Annotated in this window: 12 protein-coding genes and 1 tRNA gene; 7 read left to right on the top strand and 6 right to left on the bottom strand. The window is 35.9% G+C overall.

From position 1 onward, the window contains the following. Nucleotides 1-30 precede the first annotated feature (30 nt). The 5 genes from D778_RS03450 to D778_RS03430 all read right to left on the bottom strand — a co-directional run bounded on the left by D778_RS03450 (nucleotide 31) and on the right by D778_RS03430 (nucleotide 3,538). A tRNA-Ser gene (locus tag D778_RS03450) sits at nucleotides 31-118 on the bottom strand. A gap of 74 nt (nucleotides 119-192) precedes the next feature. Beyond that, the gene (locus D778_RS03445) at nucleotides 193-1,224 is read right to left on the bottom strand and encodes an asparaginase (protein ID WP_007647705.1); all 1,032 of its coding nucleotides are present in this window, start codon (nucleotides 1,222-1,224) and stop codon (nucleotides 193-195) included. Nucleotide 1,225: 1 nt separating this feature from the next. After that, on the bottom strand, nucleotides 1,226-1,993 hold the full coding sequence (locus tag D778_RS03440) for a TatD family hydrolase (RefSeq protein ID WP_007647704.1): 768 nt from the start codon (nucleotides 1,991-1,993) through the stop codon (nucleotides 1,226-1,228). A 229-nt stretch (nucleotides 1,994-2,222) separates the two neighbouring features. Beyond that, nucleotides 2,223-2,954: a tetratricopeptide repeat protein gene (locus D778_RS03435; protein WP_007647703.1), complete on the bottom strand. Its 732-nt coding sequence runs from the start codon at nucleotides 2,952-2,954 to the stop codon at nucleotides 2,223-2,225. A gap of 2 nt (nucleotides 2,955-2,956) precedes the next feature. Then, entirely contained in the window at nucleotides 2,957-3,538 is a 582-nt protein-coding gene (locus tag D778_RS03430) for an RNA polymerase sigma factor (protein ID WP_007647702.1), read from the bottom strand. A gap of 139 nt (nucleotides 3,539-3,677) precedes the next feature. Here D778_RS03430 and D778_RS03425 point away from each other — a divergent pair, with 139 nt between their 5' ends. The 7 genes from D778_RS03425 to D778_RS03395 all read left to right on the top strand — a co-directional run bounded on the left by D778_RS03425 (nucleotide 3,678) and on the right by D778_RS03395 (nucleotide 11,942). Beyond that, nucleotides 3,678-4,154: a hypothetical protein gene (locus tag D778_RS03425; RefSeq protein ID WP_155949865.1), complete on the top strand. Its 477-nt coding sequence runs from the start codon at nucleotides 3,678-3,680 to the stop codon at nucleotides 4,152-4,154. A 203-nt stretch (nucleotides 4,155-4,357) separates the two neighbouring features. Continuing rightward, a complete protein-coding gene (locus tag D778_RS03420) occupies nucleotides 4,358-4,948 on the top strand; it encodes a hypothetical protein (protein ID WP_007647700.1) in 591 nt (196 codons plus the stop codon). 184 nt (nucleotides 4,949-5,132) lie between these two features. Further along, the gene (locus D778_RS03415; RefSeq protein WP_007647699.1) at nucleotides 5,133-6,167 is read left to right on the top strand and encodes a hypothetical protein; all 1,035 of its coding nucleotides are present in this window, start codon (nucleotides 5,133-5,135) and stop codon (nucleotides 6,165-6,167) included. A 75-nt stretch (nucleotides 6,168-6,242) separates the two neighbouring features. Beyond that, nucleotides 6,243-8,198, top strand: coding sequence for a PKD domain-containing protein (locus tag D778_RS03410; protein WP_040491320.1), 1,956 nt, complete (start codon nucleotides 6,243-6,245; stop codon nucleotides 8,196-8,198). Between the two features lie 24 nt (nucleotides 8,199-8,222). Next, on the top strand, nucleotides 8,223-10,793 hold the full coding sequence (locus D778_RS03405) for a CHAT domain-containing protein (RefSeq protein WP_007647695.1): 2,571 nt from the start codon (nucleotides 8,223-8,225) through the stop codon (nucleotides 10,791-10,793). 2 nt (nucleotides 10,794-10,795) lie between these two features. Next, a complete protein-coding gene (locus tag D778_RS03400) occupies nucleotides 10,796-11,251 on the top strand; it encodes a retropepsin-like aspartic protease (RefSeq protein ID WP_007647694.1) in 456 nt (151 codons plus the stop codon). A 64-nt stretch (nucleotides 11,252-11,315) separates the two neighbouring features. Continuing rightward, nucleotides 11,316-11,942: a response regulator gene (locus tag D778_RS03395; RefSeq protein WP_007647693.1), complete on the top strand. Its 627-nt coding sequence runs from the start codon at nucleotides 11,316-11,318 to the stop codon at nucleotides 11,940-11,942. A gap of 537 nt (nucleotides 11,943-12,479) precedes the next feature. On the opposite strand, the gene odhB is transcribed toward D778_RS03395, so the two are convergent. Further along, nucleotides 12,480-13,727: a 2-oxoglutarate dehydrogenase complex dihydrolipoyllysine-residue succinyltransferase gene (odhB, locus tag D778_RS03390; protein ID WP_007647692.1), complete on the bottom strand. Its 1,248-nt coding sequence runs from the start codon at nucleotides 13,725-13,727 to the stop codon at nucleotides 12,480-12,482. Nucleotides 13,728-13,748: the final 21 nt, after the last annotated feature.

The following is a 13,748-nucleotide window of genomic DNA, read 5'->3' as shown; positions in this document are numbered from 1 at the left end:
AAAAATACGATTAAAAAATAAAAATAACAGCAGAGAGGAAGGGATTCGAACCCTCGATACCCTTTTGGGGTATACACACTTTCCAGGCGTGCGCCTTCGACCACTCGGCCACCTCTCTAGTTATATTATTCAATAATACGATAGGCAAATAACAAAAAAACTTTTGAAAGCTAAAAATTTTGGAAGTTAATTTTAAGACAATTCTCCTCTTAATGATGTTTCAAATATGGTTTTGAAGGTGTTAGCCGAAATTTTTTCTCCCAATAAATACATTAATTTTACTATGGCTGCCTCTGTTGTGATGTCTTTTCCGGAAATTACCCCTATTTTTTTTAACTCTGAACTGGTTTCATACTGTCCCATATTGACACTCCCTCCAGAACATTGTGTGACATTTACTACTTGAAGCCCTCTTTTTATGGCCCGATCTATTAAAGTAATGAACCAAGGTTCTGTAGTGGCATTTCCTGCTCCATAGGTTTCCAAAATTATACCTTTTAAACTGGGATTATTGATTATTGCCTCCAAAATGGTTTTTGATATGCCTGGAAATAGTTTTATAAGTGCAATATTGGTATCCAATGTTTTGTGGACTACCAACTTTTTTTTGGTATTGGGTACAAACAAGGCCTCCTTGTTTATTTTAATATGAACCCCAGACTCTGCTAAATGTGGGTAATTTAATGACTCGAACGCTTCAAAATGCTCGGCATTTATTTTAGTGGTTCGGTTGCCCCTATATAATTTGTATTCAAAATACAAGCCTACTTCCCTAATAACTGGTTTGTTGTTTTTTCTTAAAGATGCCATTTGAATGGTGGTAATCAGGTTTTCCTTGGCATCTGTACGTAAATCCCCAATGGGCAATTGGGATCCTGTTAAAATTACCGGTTTGGCTAAATTTTCCAGCATAAAACTTAAGGCAGAGGCTGTATAGCTCATGGTATCACTTCCGTGAAGCACCACAAAACCATCAAAGGCATTGTAGTTTTCTTCTATAATTTCTGCCATTTGCAACCAGTATTCTGGGTTCATGTTGGAAGAATCTATAGGTTCTTCAAAAGAAACGGTAGAAATTTTGCAACTCAACAACTTTAATTCCGGAATACGTTTTAACAAATTATTAAAATCGAAGGACTTCAATTCCCCTGTGTTTGGGTTTTTTATCATCCCAATGGTACCTCCTGTGTAGATTAAAAGAATGTTAGGGTGGTTCGCTTCCATACTATATTTTAAAGATGTCTTTAGAATTTTGAGTGGTAATTTCGGCAATTTTTTCTTGAGGCAAGGCATAAAGTTCCGATAGTTTTTCCAATACCTTAATTATGTAACTGCTTTCATTGCGTTTGCCTCGATAAGGTTTTGGCGCCAAATAAGGCGAATCGGTTTCCAAAACAATATGTTTTAAATCTATGAGATCGAGAAATTGGTCTATTTTTCCGTTTTTAAAAGTAACCACACCTCCTATGCCCAATTTCATATTAAAGGAAATGGCACGTTTGGCTTGTTCCAAAGTTCCTGTGAAACAATGGAAAATACCAAATAAATCATCGCTTTTCTCTTCTTCCAGAACTTCAAAAATGTCATCGAAGGCATCGCGACAATGTATTACAATGGGTAGTTTGTATTTCTTGGCCAATTGGATTTGATGCTTAAAGGCTTTCTTTTGAATCTCCAATGTGGATGTGTCCCAGTACAAATCGATCCCAATTTCGCCTATGGCATAAAAGTCACGTTTGGCCAACTGAGCTTCTACTAGAGCCAATTCCTCCTGATAATTTTCTTTTACTGATGTAGGATGCAGCCCCATCATTAAAAATACATGTAGTGGAAAGTCTTTTTCCAATTGCAACATGGCTTCTGTATATGTAGAATCTATGGCTGGAATAAAAAAACGCGATACGCCAGCATCTATGGCTCTTTGTATCATCTCATTTCTGTCATCAGCAAACGCTTCGCTATATAAATGGGTATGTGTATCGGTTATTATCATGTTGCAAAAGTATGGGTTCTTTCACAAATAACCTTAAGGACTTTTCGTGTTTTATACTGAAATATTGAAAACTTTAAACCTATTAGGTTTTATCCCGAAATTTCCAGATTGACAGGTCTGTTTGGATATTGCTTATAAAAAACCCATTGCAACTGCGTGCTATGGGTTGCATTCCTCTAAAGCGACCCAACTCTTCGGATTAACTTTTTAAACAACTTTGTGCCTCATTTTAATCCAGTTTATCAATGAGTTCTTGCGCCTGTTGGTAATCTTCTGCTTCTTCGGGAAGGGTTTTCAACACATTCACACAAGCCTCTTCGTCTCCTTGCTTTAATTTACTCAATGCCAAATACCAAATGGCTTTGTTTTTATAAACCGAAGGGGTTTGTATGATGTTGTTGTAGAGTTTATCTGCTTCGTCGTACTTATTCAGTTCAACTAAGGACACGGCTCTGTAAAGCTGTAATTCTATATTGTCTTTGTCTGTTTCCAACATGTCTAAAAAATATCTTTCAGCATCTTTGTAATTATGGTTGTTAAAGGCTGTTTCTGCTTTGGTTGTTAAATTGTTTTGTGTCCCTCTAACCGTTAAACTGATGGTTCCGTAATTGGCAAAATCATCGTAAACAGGACTTGAAAATTGTTGTGCTATAAAAAACCCAATGGCCAAAATAGCTGCAGCTGCCATAGAGTAATACCAAGGGTTCATCCGTTTGGTTTTTGAAGGTACTTGTTTGTTAAAATAAGCAGATGAAACACGTTCTAAATTGGCTTTGAAAGCTTCGGTCCCTGCTGTGTTTTTAATATGATGTTCCAAAAAACCAGAAGTTTCCTTATAGGCTTCAAAAGCTTTGTTAAAAGGGGCATCATTTTCCAATCTTGTTTCAAAAGCCTGTTTCTCTTCTAAAGACAAATATCCCGAAAGGTAGTCTTCAAATAATATAAAATCTTGGTCTTGCATGGTTACGGTTTTAGGTTTTTATAACGTGGTGACTCTTGAACCATTTTGGTGAGTTTCCCTATACATAAGGACTTCTTTTTTCTGGCATAGGCATAGGTTACGCCTAGGCTTTCGGCAACTTTTTCCATGGATTTTATTTTAAAAGTGGCTGTCAGCAAGTCTTTACAGGCTTGACCCAATTTTTGAAACATGTCCTTAAACAAACTGTGTTGCTGTTCAAATAAGCTGGTTTCAAAAGCCAGTTCTTGAGCGTCGTCATCCTTAGATAGCACCTCTTCGTTAATTGTTACCTCTTTTTTGCCTCTTTTTTTTAACTGGTTCAGCCATTTGCGTTTACATAACAAGAAAAAATACGCGTCGAACGGACAAGTTAGTTGCAGACCTTTTTCGGTTGCTTGATGGTAAATGGTAATAATGGTTTCCTGGATAACATCTTTGGCATTGGCAACATCGCCACTGTTCTGTTTGATGTAGTTTATAACCTTTGGGGCAAACTTATCGTAAATGGTTTGAATAACAAACGCATTGTTTTGAACCAATCCATCGATATATTTTTGGTCTTCGTGATTTTTTTTATGGCTCATGAACCCTTGTATTTTCTACTAAAGTAAAAAAAGTTTCAGATTTATGGGTAACAATTTCAAAAAGGTTTTGATATCAGGTTGTAAGGGCAGAAAAAGCCATACAAACAAAAAATTAATTAATCCATTAAATTTTTAAGTCATGAAAAAATCAATATTAAGTATCGCAATGGTAGCCTTTTCCATATTATGTATCAACGCTACTGAAAACAACAAGATCCTCAACACTTTTAATGAAGTGGTAACAATTTCTAAAGAAAACATGGTTCAGGTATTCGACTGGAATGTAACAACCAACAAAAGTACGTATTCAGGAACCTCATTAAATTTAGAGCACGCCAATAAAATGATTGCATTAGTTAGTGCAGGCGAGGTGGTTCTTGAGAAAAAAATTGAAAGCTTTTATATGCTTAATTATGAAGCCGAAGACAACAGTAACAGATTGTATTTTTGGGAAGTAGAAAGCACCTATGGCTATGCTAAAGGATTTTCTTCTTCTGAAGACGATGCCAACAGAATGATCCAACTTATTGCCAAAGGCGAGATTGTTACTTCAAAAGTGATTATTAGTGGTGTTGTTAAAGGAACTCCAAGAAAAAAAGCCCGAGTAAAGAAATAAAGATTGCTATTAATCGGGAACTGAATGGTAAAAACCAATTCAGTGAAAAGGGACTCTTCATGTATTTGAAGGGTCTTTTTTTTAATATAAATCAACCAGTAACTAAAGGTGCTTTAATAAAAAAACAAAAAAATAGGGTAACAAAATAATTATGGTATTGATATAAAGGTGTAAAAACAAATTAACCCTTAAAACAATACATTATGAAACAATTAAAAAATATTGCATGTCTAGCACTTATAAGTTTATTTACTTTTTCATCTTGCGATAGCGACGATGACGCTACAAACAATGTTTGCGAAAACACTTATGTAAGCTCTATCATTACCAATGTTTTTTCTTCTTCAAACGGTTATGATGATTTACCGGAATATATGGACCTAGAAACGCATGAATACCGTATAAGAATTAATGCCATTGGAGAAATTTGCAGTATTGGATACCAAAATCCAAGTACTTGGACAGGAGATTACATCATGGAGGTAATAAATGAAACCTCAAACACTTCGTATTCTGGATTACACACCTTTTCTCAAGCACAACTGGATTATCAAAACATAACTCCAATTCCTGTAAATACTGGAGATATTATAAAAGTTGTACGCACCATAAACAACTATTCTGCATTAAACGAAACCATAGGGCGTGTGTTGCGAAAAGCAGATTATTCCAACGTTCCATATCCTATTGGTCAGGGAAGTGTTGAGTTTTTAAGTTCAAATTTCTATGGCTCTGGTGGCCCAGTCCAAGATTTTGCCCAGCCTTATATTCCTTTAGGCTTTAAAGTTTATTAAAAACTCCGTCTTCAGGTTTGTGGTTTTTTAAAGTGTCTTTTTGAAACCAAAGTCAACTTAAAAATAATTTGACAGCAAATACTCTTCAAATTTATGAAAGGTCTAAAAAAAATCAAAAAATAGGGTAACAAAACAGTTGCCCTATTTATATAAACATGAATAACAATTTAAATCCTATTTAATTATGAAAACAACAAAGCAAAGTCACAATTTTAAACTTATTAAAAATGTGAACAAAAACACCAAAAAGCTTCTTGGAACCCTTCTAATGGCAAGCTTATTATTTTCAAGTTGTGATACCAACGACGATGTTGATTATGTTCCAGCTCCAGATAGACCGTCAGCTCAAGAGTTTGCCAATATTAGAGAGCAAGCCTTGGAAAACGTAACGCAACATTTTCAATTTAATGCAGAGGATGGCCTTATTTCCTTAACCTCGGACAATGGGGTAACGATTTCAATAAACGGAAACTGTTTAACAAAAAACGGCAATGCTGTTTCTGGAACGGTAGATTTAGAATATGTTGAAGTATTTGAAAAAGGTAATATGTTAACCACAAACAAACCAACCATGGGTTTGATGCCTAATGGAGACAAAGCGCTTTTAATTACTGGAGGCGAATTCTTTCTGGAAGCCACACAAGATGGAGTTCCTTTGGAAACCAACTGTCCTTTACAGCTAAATGTCCCTGCTGGACTTACAGGAGCTCCAGACAACAGCATGATTCTTTGGACAGGCGTTATAGATGAAAACGGAGATCTTACTTGGGATGAAATGGAAGACGATCCAGCTGGTCAAGGCGAAAACGGGGTGTTTGTTGAAGGTACGGAATATTATGCCTTTTTTAATGACTTTGGCTGGACAAACATAGACAGGTTCTATAACGATCCTAGACCAAAAACCACTATTAATGTGGAAGTTCCAGAAGGATACAACAACACCAATAGTGCTGTGTACCTGTCCTACGATGGTGAAGATTCCGGACTGGCACATTTAGACACCTACGATCCTGAATCTGGATTGTTTAGTGAACACTATGGCCAAATACCAATTGGACTGGAATGCCATTTAATATTTGTAACCGAAGAAAATGGCAACTGGAGATATGCTGTAAAGTCCGTTACCATTGCAGAAAACGATATTATTGGTTTTTCATTCAACGAAACAGATACAGCTACAGAAGCAGAACTGACAGTTATTATCAATAATCTACCCTAATTTAACCTAAAGAAAAGCGATGGTTGTAAAAACCATCGCTTTTTGTATTTTAGCAAGAACCTAATTGAATTTATCATGAGATCATTTTTTACTTTTATTCTTTTATGCTGTTGTTTTCAATGGCTTTCTGCACAAAAAGTACGCTCTCAAGATAGTATTCCACGTGTGGCAAGGATAATTCATCAAGTAGAAGGGGATGCCATTCAATTTTCACCGGAAACCCCAACCCTAGAACAAATTGCTGGTGCTCCAAAAGCGTTTTATACCTATTATTGGGAATTTGACGATGGCACTTACAGCAAGGAAAAAAACCCGAAACACAGCTATAAAAGTCCTGGCGATTACGAAGTGAAGCTTTGGGCCACCAATCATTACGACACTGGAAAACCACCTAGTTCCAGACCAAAAAAAATAACGGTTACCCAAGCTGATGCTTCAGCAAACGACAGTGCTTCCATGACCGAAGATTTCATGCTTCAACGCAACAGGGAACCGATGCCAGAAGAAGACATTGTTGTGATTATGAGCTATAAAAACTACTTGAATGATACCACAAACGGTAAACTGTTCCTCTTTTACAACGAACATAAATACAAAGCAGACAATTTTATAATGGAAGACATAAGAGCTTACCACAACGAAAAACGCACTCCAAAAGCCAATTTTGTTTACACAAATGCCATAGATGATTTTGAATATTCCTTATTGGCTTCAGCTGAAAAAGATGTTTTAAACCTAAAAGCCAAACCACAGGATTCCACCATAAAAACCAATTTGCCATTAACCTTGGAAGAATCGAAATCTTATTACAGGAACTACGAGCAATTTGAATTCAACAATTTAAAACCCAATGAAGAGCGCCATTTGTTTTTTACCCTAAAAACACCTCCAGAAATGCTCAAGGACACAAGTGCCATTATTTCCATACGTGGTGTGTATGTGCCAGATGTTAATTTTGACAACCACAAGGTAAAGGACATGGAGATGGAAATTGTAACCTCTCACGATCCCAACAGGATGGCCAGCAATGGTACGTTTATGAGTTATAGAACGGTACGTTTTAAAACCTTAAAGTATAAAATCAAATTTCAAAATAATGGTGAAGGACCAGCAAGAACCATTCGTTTGGAAACCGATATTCCAGACATGTTGGACAAATCGACTATTGAGGTTACAGACATGTATCCCAAATGTGACATCTGCCCAAAAGAAGAAGTAAATTACAGTTGTTTGGATACCACCTTTACAGATACCCAAGCCATTTTCACCTTTAAAAACATATACTTACCAGGTAGTGAACAAAAAAATGTGAAGGAATACGATTCCACCAAAGGCTTTGTTACATACCATATTAAGTTTGCCAAAGATTTTCATAAACAAAAAACCAAAAGCAGGACAGCCATTATCTTTGATAAAAACGAACCCATCATCACCAATTATTCCACAACCAGGTTTGCTCCTGGCATTTCCATAGGAGCCAAAGTGGGCTATAATGCTTTCCCAGATCTAAAAAACTCCGAAAGTTACTTTCTTGGGGCCACCATCTCGCCCTATAAATCCTATAGATGGTATTGGCAAGCGGAGCTATTGAACAGTTTTCACAAATACAGTGATGACACTGAAACAACCGATGAATTGGTTGACAGCGCGCAAGGTTTACTGTTTTTACAACGCACCACAACCAATAACAGCTATCACAATGTGGACTGGGAAATCCCTGTTCTTGTGCGTTACAACATAAATAATTACATAGGCGTTGGAGCAGGATTGCAAGGCATGTTTAGCATAAGCGAGAAGCAAACCCAAAACGTTTTGGTAGAACAGTTTGAAGGTGTCACTGACAATTTTTTAATGAACAGCGCTACCTATTCCAACGAGAACAAAAACGGCTTTACCAATTTTAGAACAGGCTTGTTAGTAGATGTTACTGCTGGATTTGCTAGAATTGGCCCAAGTATTGGCGCACGATATGTCCTGAATTTTAAACAGGATTTTAGTTATTGGCAATTCTACGCCATTTGGAAATTTTAAAAAACCTATGTGAAACAGCTTCCTATGAAAAAAACATGGTACGGATTATTGATGTTCATGATTTGCCATCTTTCCTTTTCACAACATTTGGAAGAATCCATTTACACGGCTACCGAAACCTTTATAGCCAATAAAAACATACAGTCCCTTGAAACATTAAGTAAACAGGAAGCAAACTTTAAGTCGCAAGTTTCAACAAAAGACGAACACTTGGCATTTGTATTTTTACTTTGCAACAAGGCCTATTATCTAAAAGATATAAACAGGTTCCATCTGGCAATTTCCACCTACGAAACTGCATGGAAGCGTTATAACGATAACCGGCTTTCAAGTATTTCCGATTACGATATAATCGAGTATTGCCTAAAACCTTTGGGGAATTTATACACCAAAACCAACAATTATACAGATGCCGAAAACACCATAAAACAATACCTTTCTTTAGCCAAAGAAAACAAAAACAATACCCAGTACATTGCGGGAATCATAAATCTTTCTGTGCTTTATCAAACGCGTGGCATGCACCAATCGGTTTTGGATTTGATAGATAAAACCAAGCACATTTCAAATATAGAAACCAAACAAAAAGACAAATTAAACGCGCTTAAAGCCTCTAGTTTAATTGCGTTAAACACCTCTATCAACAATAATTTAGATAATGATGTCATTTTTCCTAATTCTAAAGGTATGTTCAACAAACAGCAACTGGAATACGAATTGGCATTGAAAAAAGGGAATTATGAATTGGCTTTAAAACATTTGAATCTTTCAGAAATATTTCAAAAAAAGGATTCGTTAACCAACAGGGACATTGCTAAGCATTTTGTTAAAAAAGCCCAATTACATTATCTATTGAGTGATTTTGAGGAAGCCAATCAAAATTTACAATCGGCATTACACACCTTACTGCCCAATTTAAAACGAAAAACCATTCCTGAAAAAACACATCTATATGCAGAAAACACCTTTATAGATATTTTTGATTTGCTGGCGAGATTACAAAATAGCTCCGAGAAGGCTTTGGCCTATTACGATTTGAGCTTTTATGTATCCGGATTGTTAGTAGAAAACCTAACATCCCAAGAATCTATAATCACCAATCAAGTTAGTAACAGAAAACGTAGCGAACATTGTATAGACTTACTTTTTGAAAGCTATCAAACCCATTCAAACATAGAACTTTTTACGCGAGCCTTACAATATGCCGAAACCCATAAAGCTTATGTTTTAAAGGATGTATCCCGAAAAAAAACGCTTCTGGAGAAACATCCAACAGATACTTTATTGTTAAAAGAACAGCAACTTCTTGTAACACAAGAACAATTAACCAGTGTGTTGATAAAAACGCAATTAGGTTACCAAGCAACGGCAAACGATAGTTTAAACAAGCAACTTTTGGATATAAGCATGGCTTTAAAAACCCTACAACAGCACATTGACGCCACATATCCTGAGGAGGAACAGGCTGTAGATGTCCCTAAAATCCAAAAACAACTTGCATTGGATCAGGCAAACATCGTTATTTATTTTTATGGTGAACGTGCTATCTATCAGTTCATCATATCAGAAAAAAACACGGCTTTCTTAAAAATGACATTAGAGGAAGGTTCTAAAAAATCCCTTACAGATTTCATTCATTTATTCGATACGGCTTCAGCCATCAACAACAACATCCAGGATTTCACCAACCAAGCTTTTAACATGTATCGATTTTTACATTTAAATAAAACCATTACGGCGAAAAACCTCATTATTATTCCAGATGGCTTGTTAAACTTCATGCCATTTGAAGCCTTACTGACAGAAGAGACAACCAGCTTCAATTTTTCGAAAATGCCTTTTTTGGTGACCAAACAACAGGTAGTTTACAATTCTAGTTTGACATTTTATTTAGAAACACCTGAAGTGCCAAAAAACTCTAAGGTTTTAGGTATTTTCCCTGTATTCAAAAACAGCAATCAGCCACTTAGCTACTCTTTGGATGAAGCCAAAGCCATAGAAAAAGAAATGGATGCTACCATGTTTTTTAATTCTGAAGCCACCAAAAACAATTTTTTAAAATCTGCATCAAACCATAACATCTTGCATATCTCTACACATGCAAGTAGTGGCGATTTCATAAACCCAGCTTCTATGGCGTTTTACGACGAGCCCATGCTTTTAAACGAATTGTACAGTTTGAATATCCATCCCGAATTGGTGGTTTTGAGTGCCTGCGAAACAGGAATTGGCAAGTTGCAAAAAGGCGAAGGAGCCATGAGCATTGCCAGGGGATTTCAATATGCTGGTGCCAAAAACATTTTGTTTTCCCTATGGCAAATCAACGATGCCTCTACGGCAAATATGATGTCTTTGTTTTACAAAAACTATAAAAAAACTGCTTCTGCTTCAGTGGCCAACAGACAATCCAAACTATCCTATTTAAAAGACTCATCTATTAGCAACGTAAAAAAATCACCATATTATTGGAGCGCCTTTGTGTACTATGGCAATCCTGTTGATTTTAAAAAAGAAACCCCTTATGTGCTTTATTATTTTTTTGCTGCACTAACTGTTATTATTGTTGTATTTTTATACGTCAAAAAACAAAAATGATTATGAGTGACCTGTCGCATTTAAACCTTAAAGACTTTCTTTTGGCAAAAGGCTATACAAAAATTAAGCTCAAGCTAACAAAAACCAATCATTTTGAAATAAAAGCCACCATTAATGGCGTAAAGGGATTGTTTATTTTAGATACAGGAGCATCCAGTTCTTGTGTGGGCTTTGAGGCTGTTGAAACCTTTAAGCTTAAAGCCAAGGATTCTGAAATTAAAGCAGCTGGGGCTGGAGCCACAGACATGCTTACCCAAATATCACAAAAAAACAATTTGAAAATTGGGAGTTGGAAAAAAGATAAAGTGGCACTTGTTTTATTTAATCTAACCCATGTCAATACAGCCTTAACAACACATAATTCGCAACCTGTGGATGGCATTATAGGAGCAGATATCTTAAAAAAAGGAAAAGGCATTATTGATTATGAAAAAAAGTATTTATACCTAAAACTATAAATCCGTTCTGTCTTTTTAACAAAAAAACTTATATTTAATAACTATTTCTACTATTTAAAAACCTATGCAGTCTTCCATTATAATAGCAGACGACCATCCATTAATCCTTAAAGGATTGAATGATTTTCTCTTGGAAAAAAAATACAATGTATTGGCCAGTGCAGTAAACGGCAAAGATGCATTGGAACTTATTGAAACCCATAAACCAGAGATTGCGATTTTAGATATCCAGATGCCATATTATACAGGTTTGGAAATTGCCGAAAAATGCAAAGCCTTAAACTATCAAACCAAGATTGTCCTTATTACTTTTGAAAAAGATGAGGCCATTTACAAGCAAGCAAAGTCCCTAGGTGTTTATGGGTATGTTTTAAAAGAATTTGCACTTACAGAAATAGAGCAATGTATTGATACTGTATCCAAAGACATCCCATATTTTAGTCCAGAATTATTGTCTTATTTAGAAGTTGAAAGCACACCCAAAGAATTAGAAACCTTAACTCCAACAGAGAAAGAGGTACTAAAACATATTGCTCAAAATAAAACAGCCAAAGAGATTGGAGACTTGATGTTTATATCTAATCGAACTGTAGAAAAACACAAAAGCCATATTATTAAAAAGCTTAATCTTGCTCCTATTCAAAACAGTCTTTTAATCTGGGCTAAAGAAAATCAAACTCTTTTAGAATAAAATATACGTAACGTTACGTATTGTTTGATGTGCTTTTAATCCCGATATTTGCTTTGCTATTAATTAGTTCTTAGGGAGAATTATGAAAGCTCTAGATAAATGTATTTGTCTGGAGCTTTCTTCGTTTATATACTTTAACTAATAAAAATACGTAACGTTACGTATTGTTTGGCATTCAGATTATTAGGATATTTACACTGCTATTAATCAATTACCTTTAAGGGAAAATTTATAAAACTCTGTGTGTTAAAAAGCACAGGGTTTTATTTCCTCTTAAAGATTAAAAGAAGTCCCTTAATCAAAATTTTTAAGTCATGGATGATGAGTATAATTCTATCAACAAATTTTTTATAATTGGATTGGTTATTGTTGTTGTAACGGTTATTTCCATTAATATTCTTGTTAATTTTTTTTAGTTAGTTATTTTCAAGATAAAAGCGCAATCTAATTTTTAGATTGCGCTTCTTTGTTTTTAACCTTCTGAGACTTATTTTTTAAAGTTTCAGCTATTTCCTATAAACAGACAAATATCTCTGGTTATAATTCCAGTGCTTTTTTAATATCGTTGTTCATTAACAACTCTGTTGGGTTTTCCAGAGCTTCTTTAACGGCAACCAAAAACCCTACAGATTCTTTACCGTCTATAATTCTATGGTCGTAAGATAAAGCTACGAACATGATTGGTCTTATTTCCACTTTACCATCTATGGCCACTGGACGTTCCACAATATTGTGCATACCTAATATACCACTTTGTGGCGGGTTGATGATTGGAGTGGATAACATACTTCCAAAAACACCTCCATTGGAAATGGTAAAGGTTCCACCTGTCATTTCATCTACAGTTATTTGTCCGTCGCGTGCGCGAATAGCCAAACGTTTCACTTCAGACTCTACGCCTCTAAAAGTTAGGTTTTCGGCATTTCTTATTACAGGAACCATTAAGCCCTTAGGTCCGGAAACGGCTATGGAAACATCCACAAAATCGTAAGAAATCATTTCATTTCCATCTATCATTGAGTTTACGGCAGGATACATTTTCAAGGCTCTCACCACAGCCAAGGTGAAGAAAGACATAAAGCCCAATCCAACTCCGTGTTTGTTTTTAAACATGTCTTTATACTCGTTTCTCAAAGCAAAAATTGGAGACATGTCTACCTCATTAAAAGTGGTCAACATGGCTGTTGTATTTTTGGCTTCAACCAAGCGTTCTGCAACTTTACGACGTAACATAGACATTCTACTTCTTGAAGTTCCTCTGGATCCACCCGTTGGTGTTCCCATAGATGGTACTGCTTTTACAGCATCTTCTCTTGTAACACGACCATCTTTTCCTGTACCAGAAATACTTGAGGCGTCCATGCCTTTTTCGGCTAAAATCTTTTTTGCAGCTGGACTTGCAGTTCCAGTAGCATAGGTTTTGGTTTCTGAAGAGGTCTCTGCTGTGCTAGAGGTGACAGCAGCTTCCTTTTTTGGGGCCTCCTCCTTTTTAGGAGCTTCCTCTTTTGTGTCTTCCTTTTTAGGAGCAGAACTTCCGTCTGGTTTCGAAGCACTTGTATCTATTAAACATACAACTGCTCCAACAGCAACAGCATCACCTTCTTCTGCCTTAAGTGTGATGGTACCACTGGCTTCAGCTGGCAATTCCAGTGTTGCTTTATCGCTATCTACCTCGGCAATGGCTTGGTCTTTTTCTACATAATCTCCATCTTGCACCAACCAAGTTGCTATTTCTACTTCTGTAATTGATTCTCCTGGTGAAGGAACTTTCATTTCTAAAATCATAATGATAATTTTATTTGTAAC

It is taken from the genome of Xanthomarina gelatinilytica, from assembly GCF_000348685.1.
GTDB classification, from domain to species: domain Bacteria; phylum Bacteroidota; class Bacteroidia; order Flavobacteriales; family Flavobacteriaceae; genus Xanthomarina; species Xanthomarina gelatinilytica.
This window is presented reverse-complemented; position numbering and strand designations above follow the sequence as displayed.

Bases quoted from the DNA above. Each gene is read 5' to 3' on its own strand.
- D778_RS03445 (WP_007647705.1), bottom strand. From the start codon at position 1,224: ATGGAAGCGAACCACCCTAACATTCTTTTAATCTACACAGGAGGTACC.
- D778_RS03440 (WP_007647704.1), bottom strand. From the start codon at position 1,993: ATGATAATAACCGATACACATACCCATTTATATAGCGAAGCGTTTGCT.
- D778_RS03435 (WP_007647703.1), bottom strand. From the start codon at position 2,954: ATGCAAGACCAAGATTTTATATTATTTGAAGACTACCTTTCGGGATAT.
- D778_RS03430 (WP_007647702.1), bottom strand. From the start codon at position 3,538: ATGAGCCATAAAAAAAATCACGAAGACCAAAAATATATCGATGGATTG.
- D778_RS03425 (WP_155949865.1), top strand. From the start codon at position 3,678: ATGAAAAAATCAATATTAAGTATCGCAATGGTAGCCTTTTCCATATTA.
- D778_RS03420 (WP_007647700.1), top strand. From the start codon at position 4,358: ATGAAACAATTAAAAAATATTGCATGTCTAGCACTTATAAGTTTATTT.
- D778_RS03415 (WP_007647699.1), top strand. From the start codon at position 5,133: ATGAAAACAACAAAGCAAAGTCACAATTTTAAACTTATTAAAAATGTG.
- D778_RS03410 (WP_040491320.1), top strand. From the start codon at position 6,243: ATGAGATCATTTTTTACTTTTATTCTTTTATGCTGTTGTTTTCAATGG.
- D778_RS03405 (WP_007647695.1), top strand. From the start codon at position 8,223: ATGAAAAAAACATGGTACGGATTATTGATGTTCATGATTTGCCATCTT.
- D778_RS03400 (WP_007647694.1), top strand. From the start codon at position 10,796: ATGAGTGACCTGTCGCATTTAAACCTTAAAGACTTTCTTTTGGCAAAA.
- D778_RS03395 (WP_007647693.1), top strand. From the start codon at position 11,316: ATGCAGTCTTCCATTATAATAGCAGACGACCATCCATTAATCCTTAAA.
- odhB (WP_007647692.1), bottom strand. From the start codon at position 13,727: ATGATTTTAGAAATGAAAGTTCCTTCACCAGGAGAATCAATTACAGAA.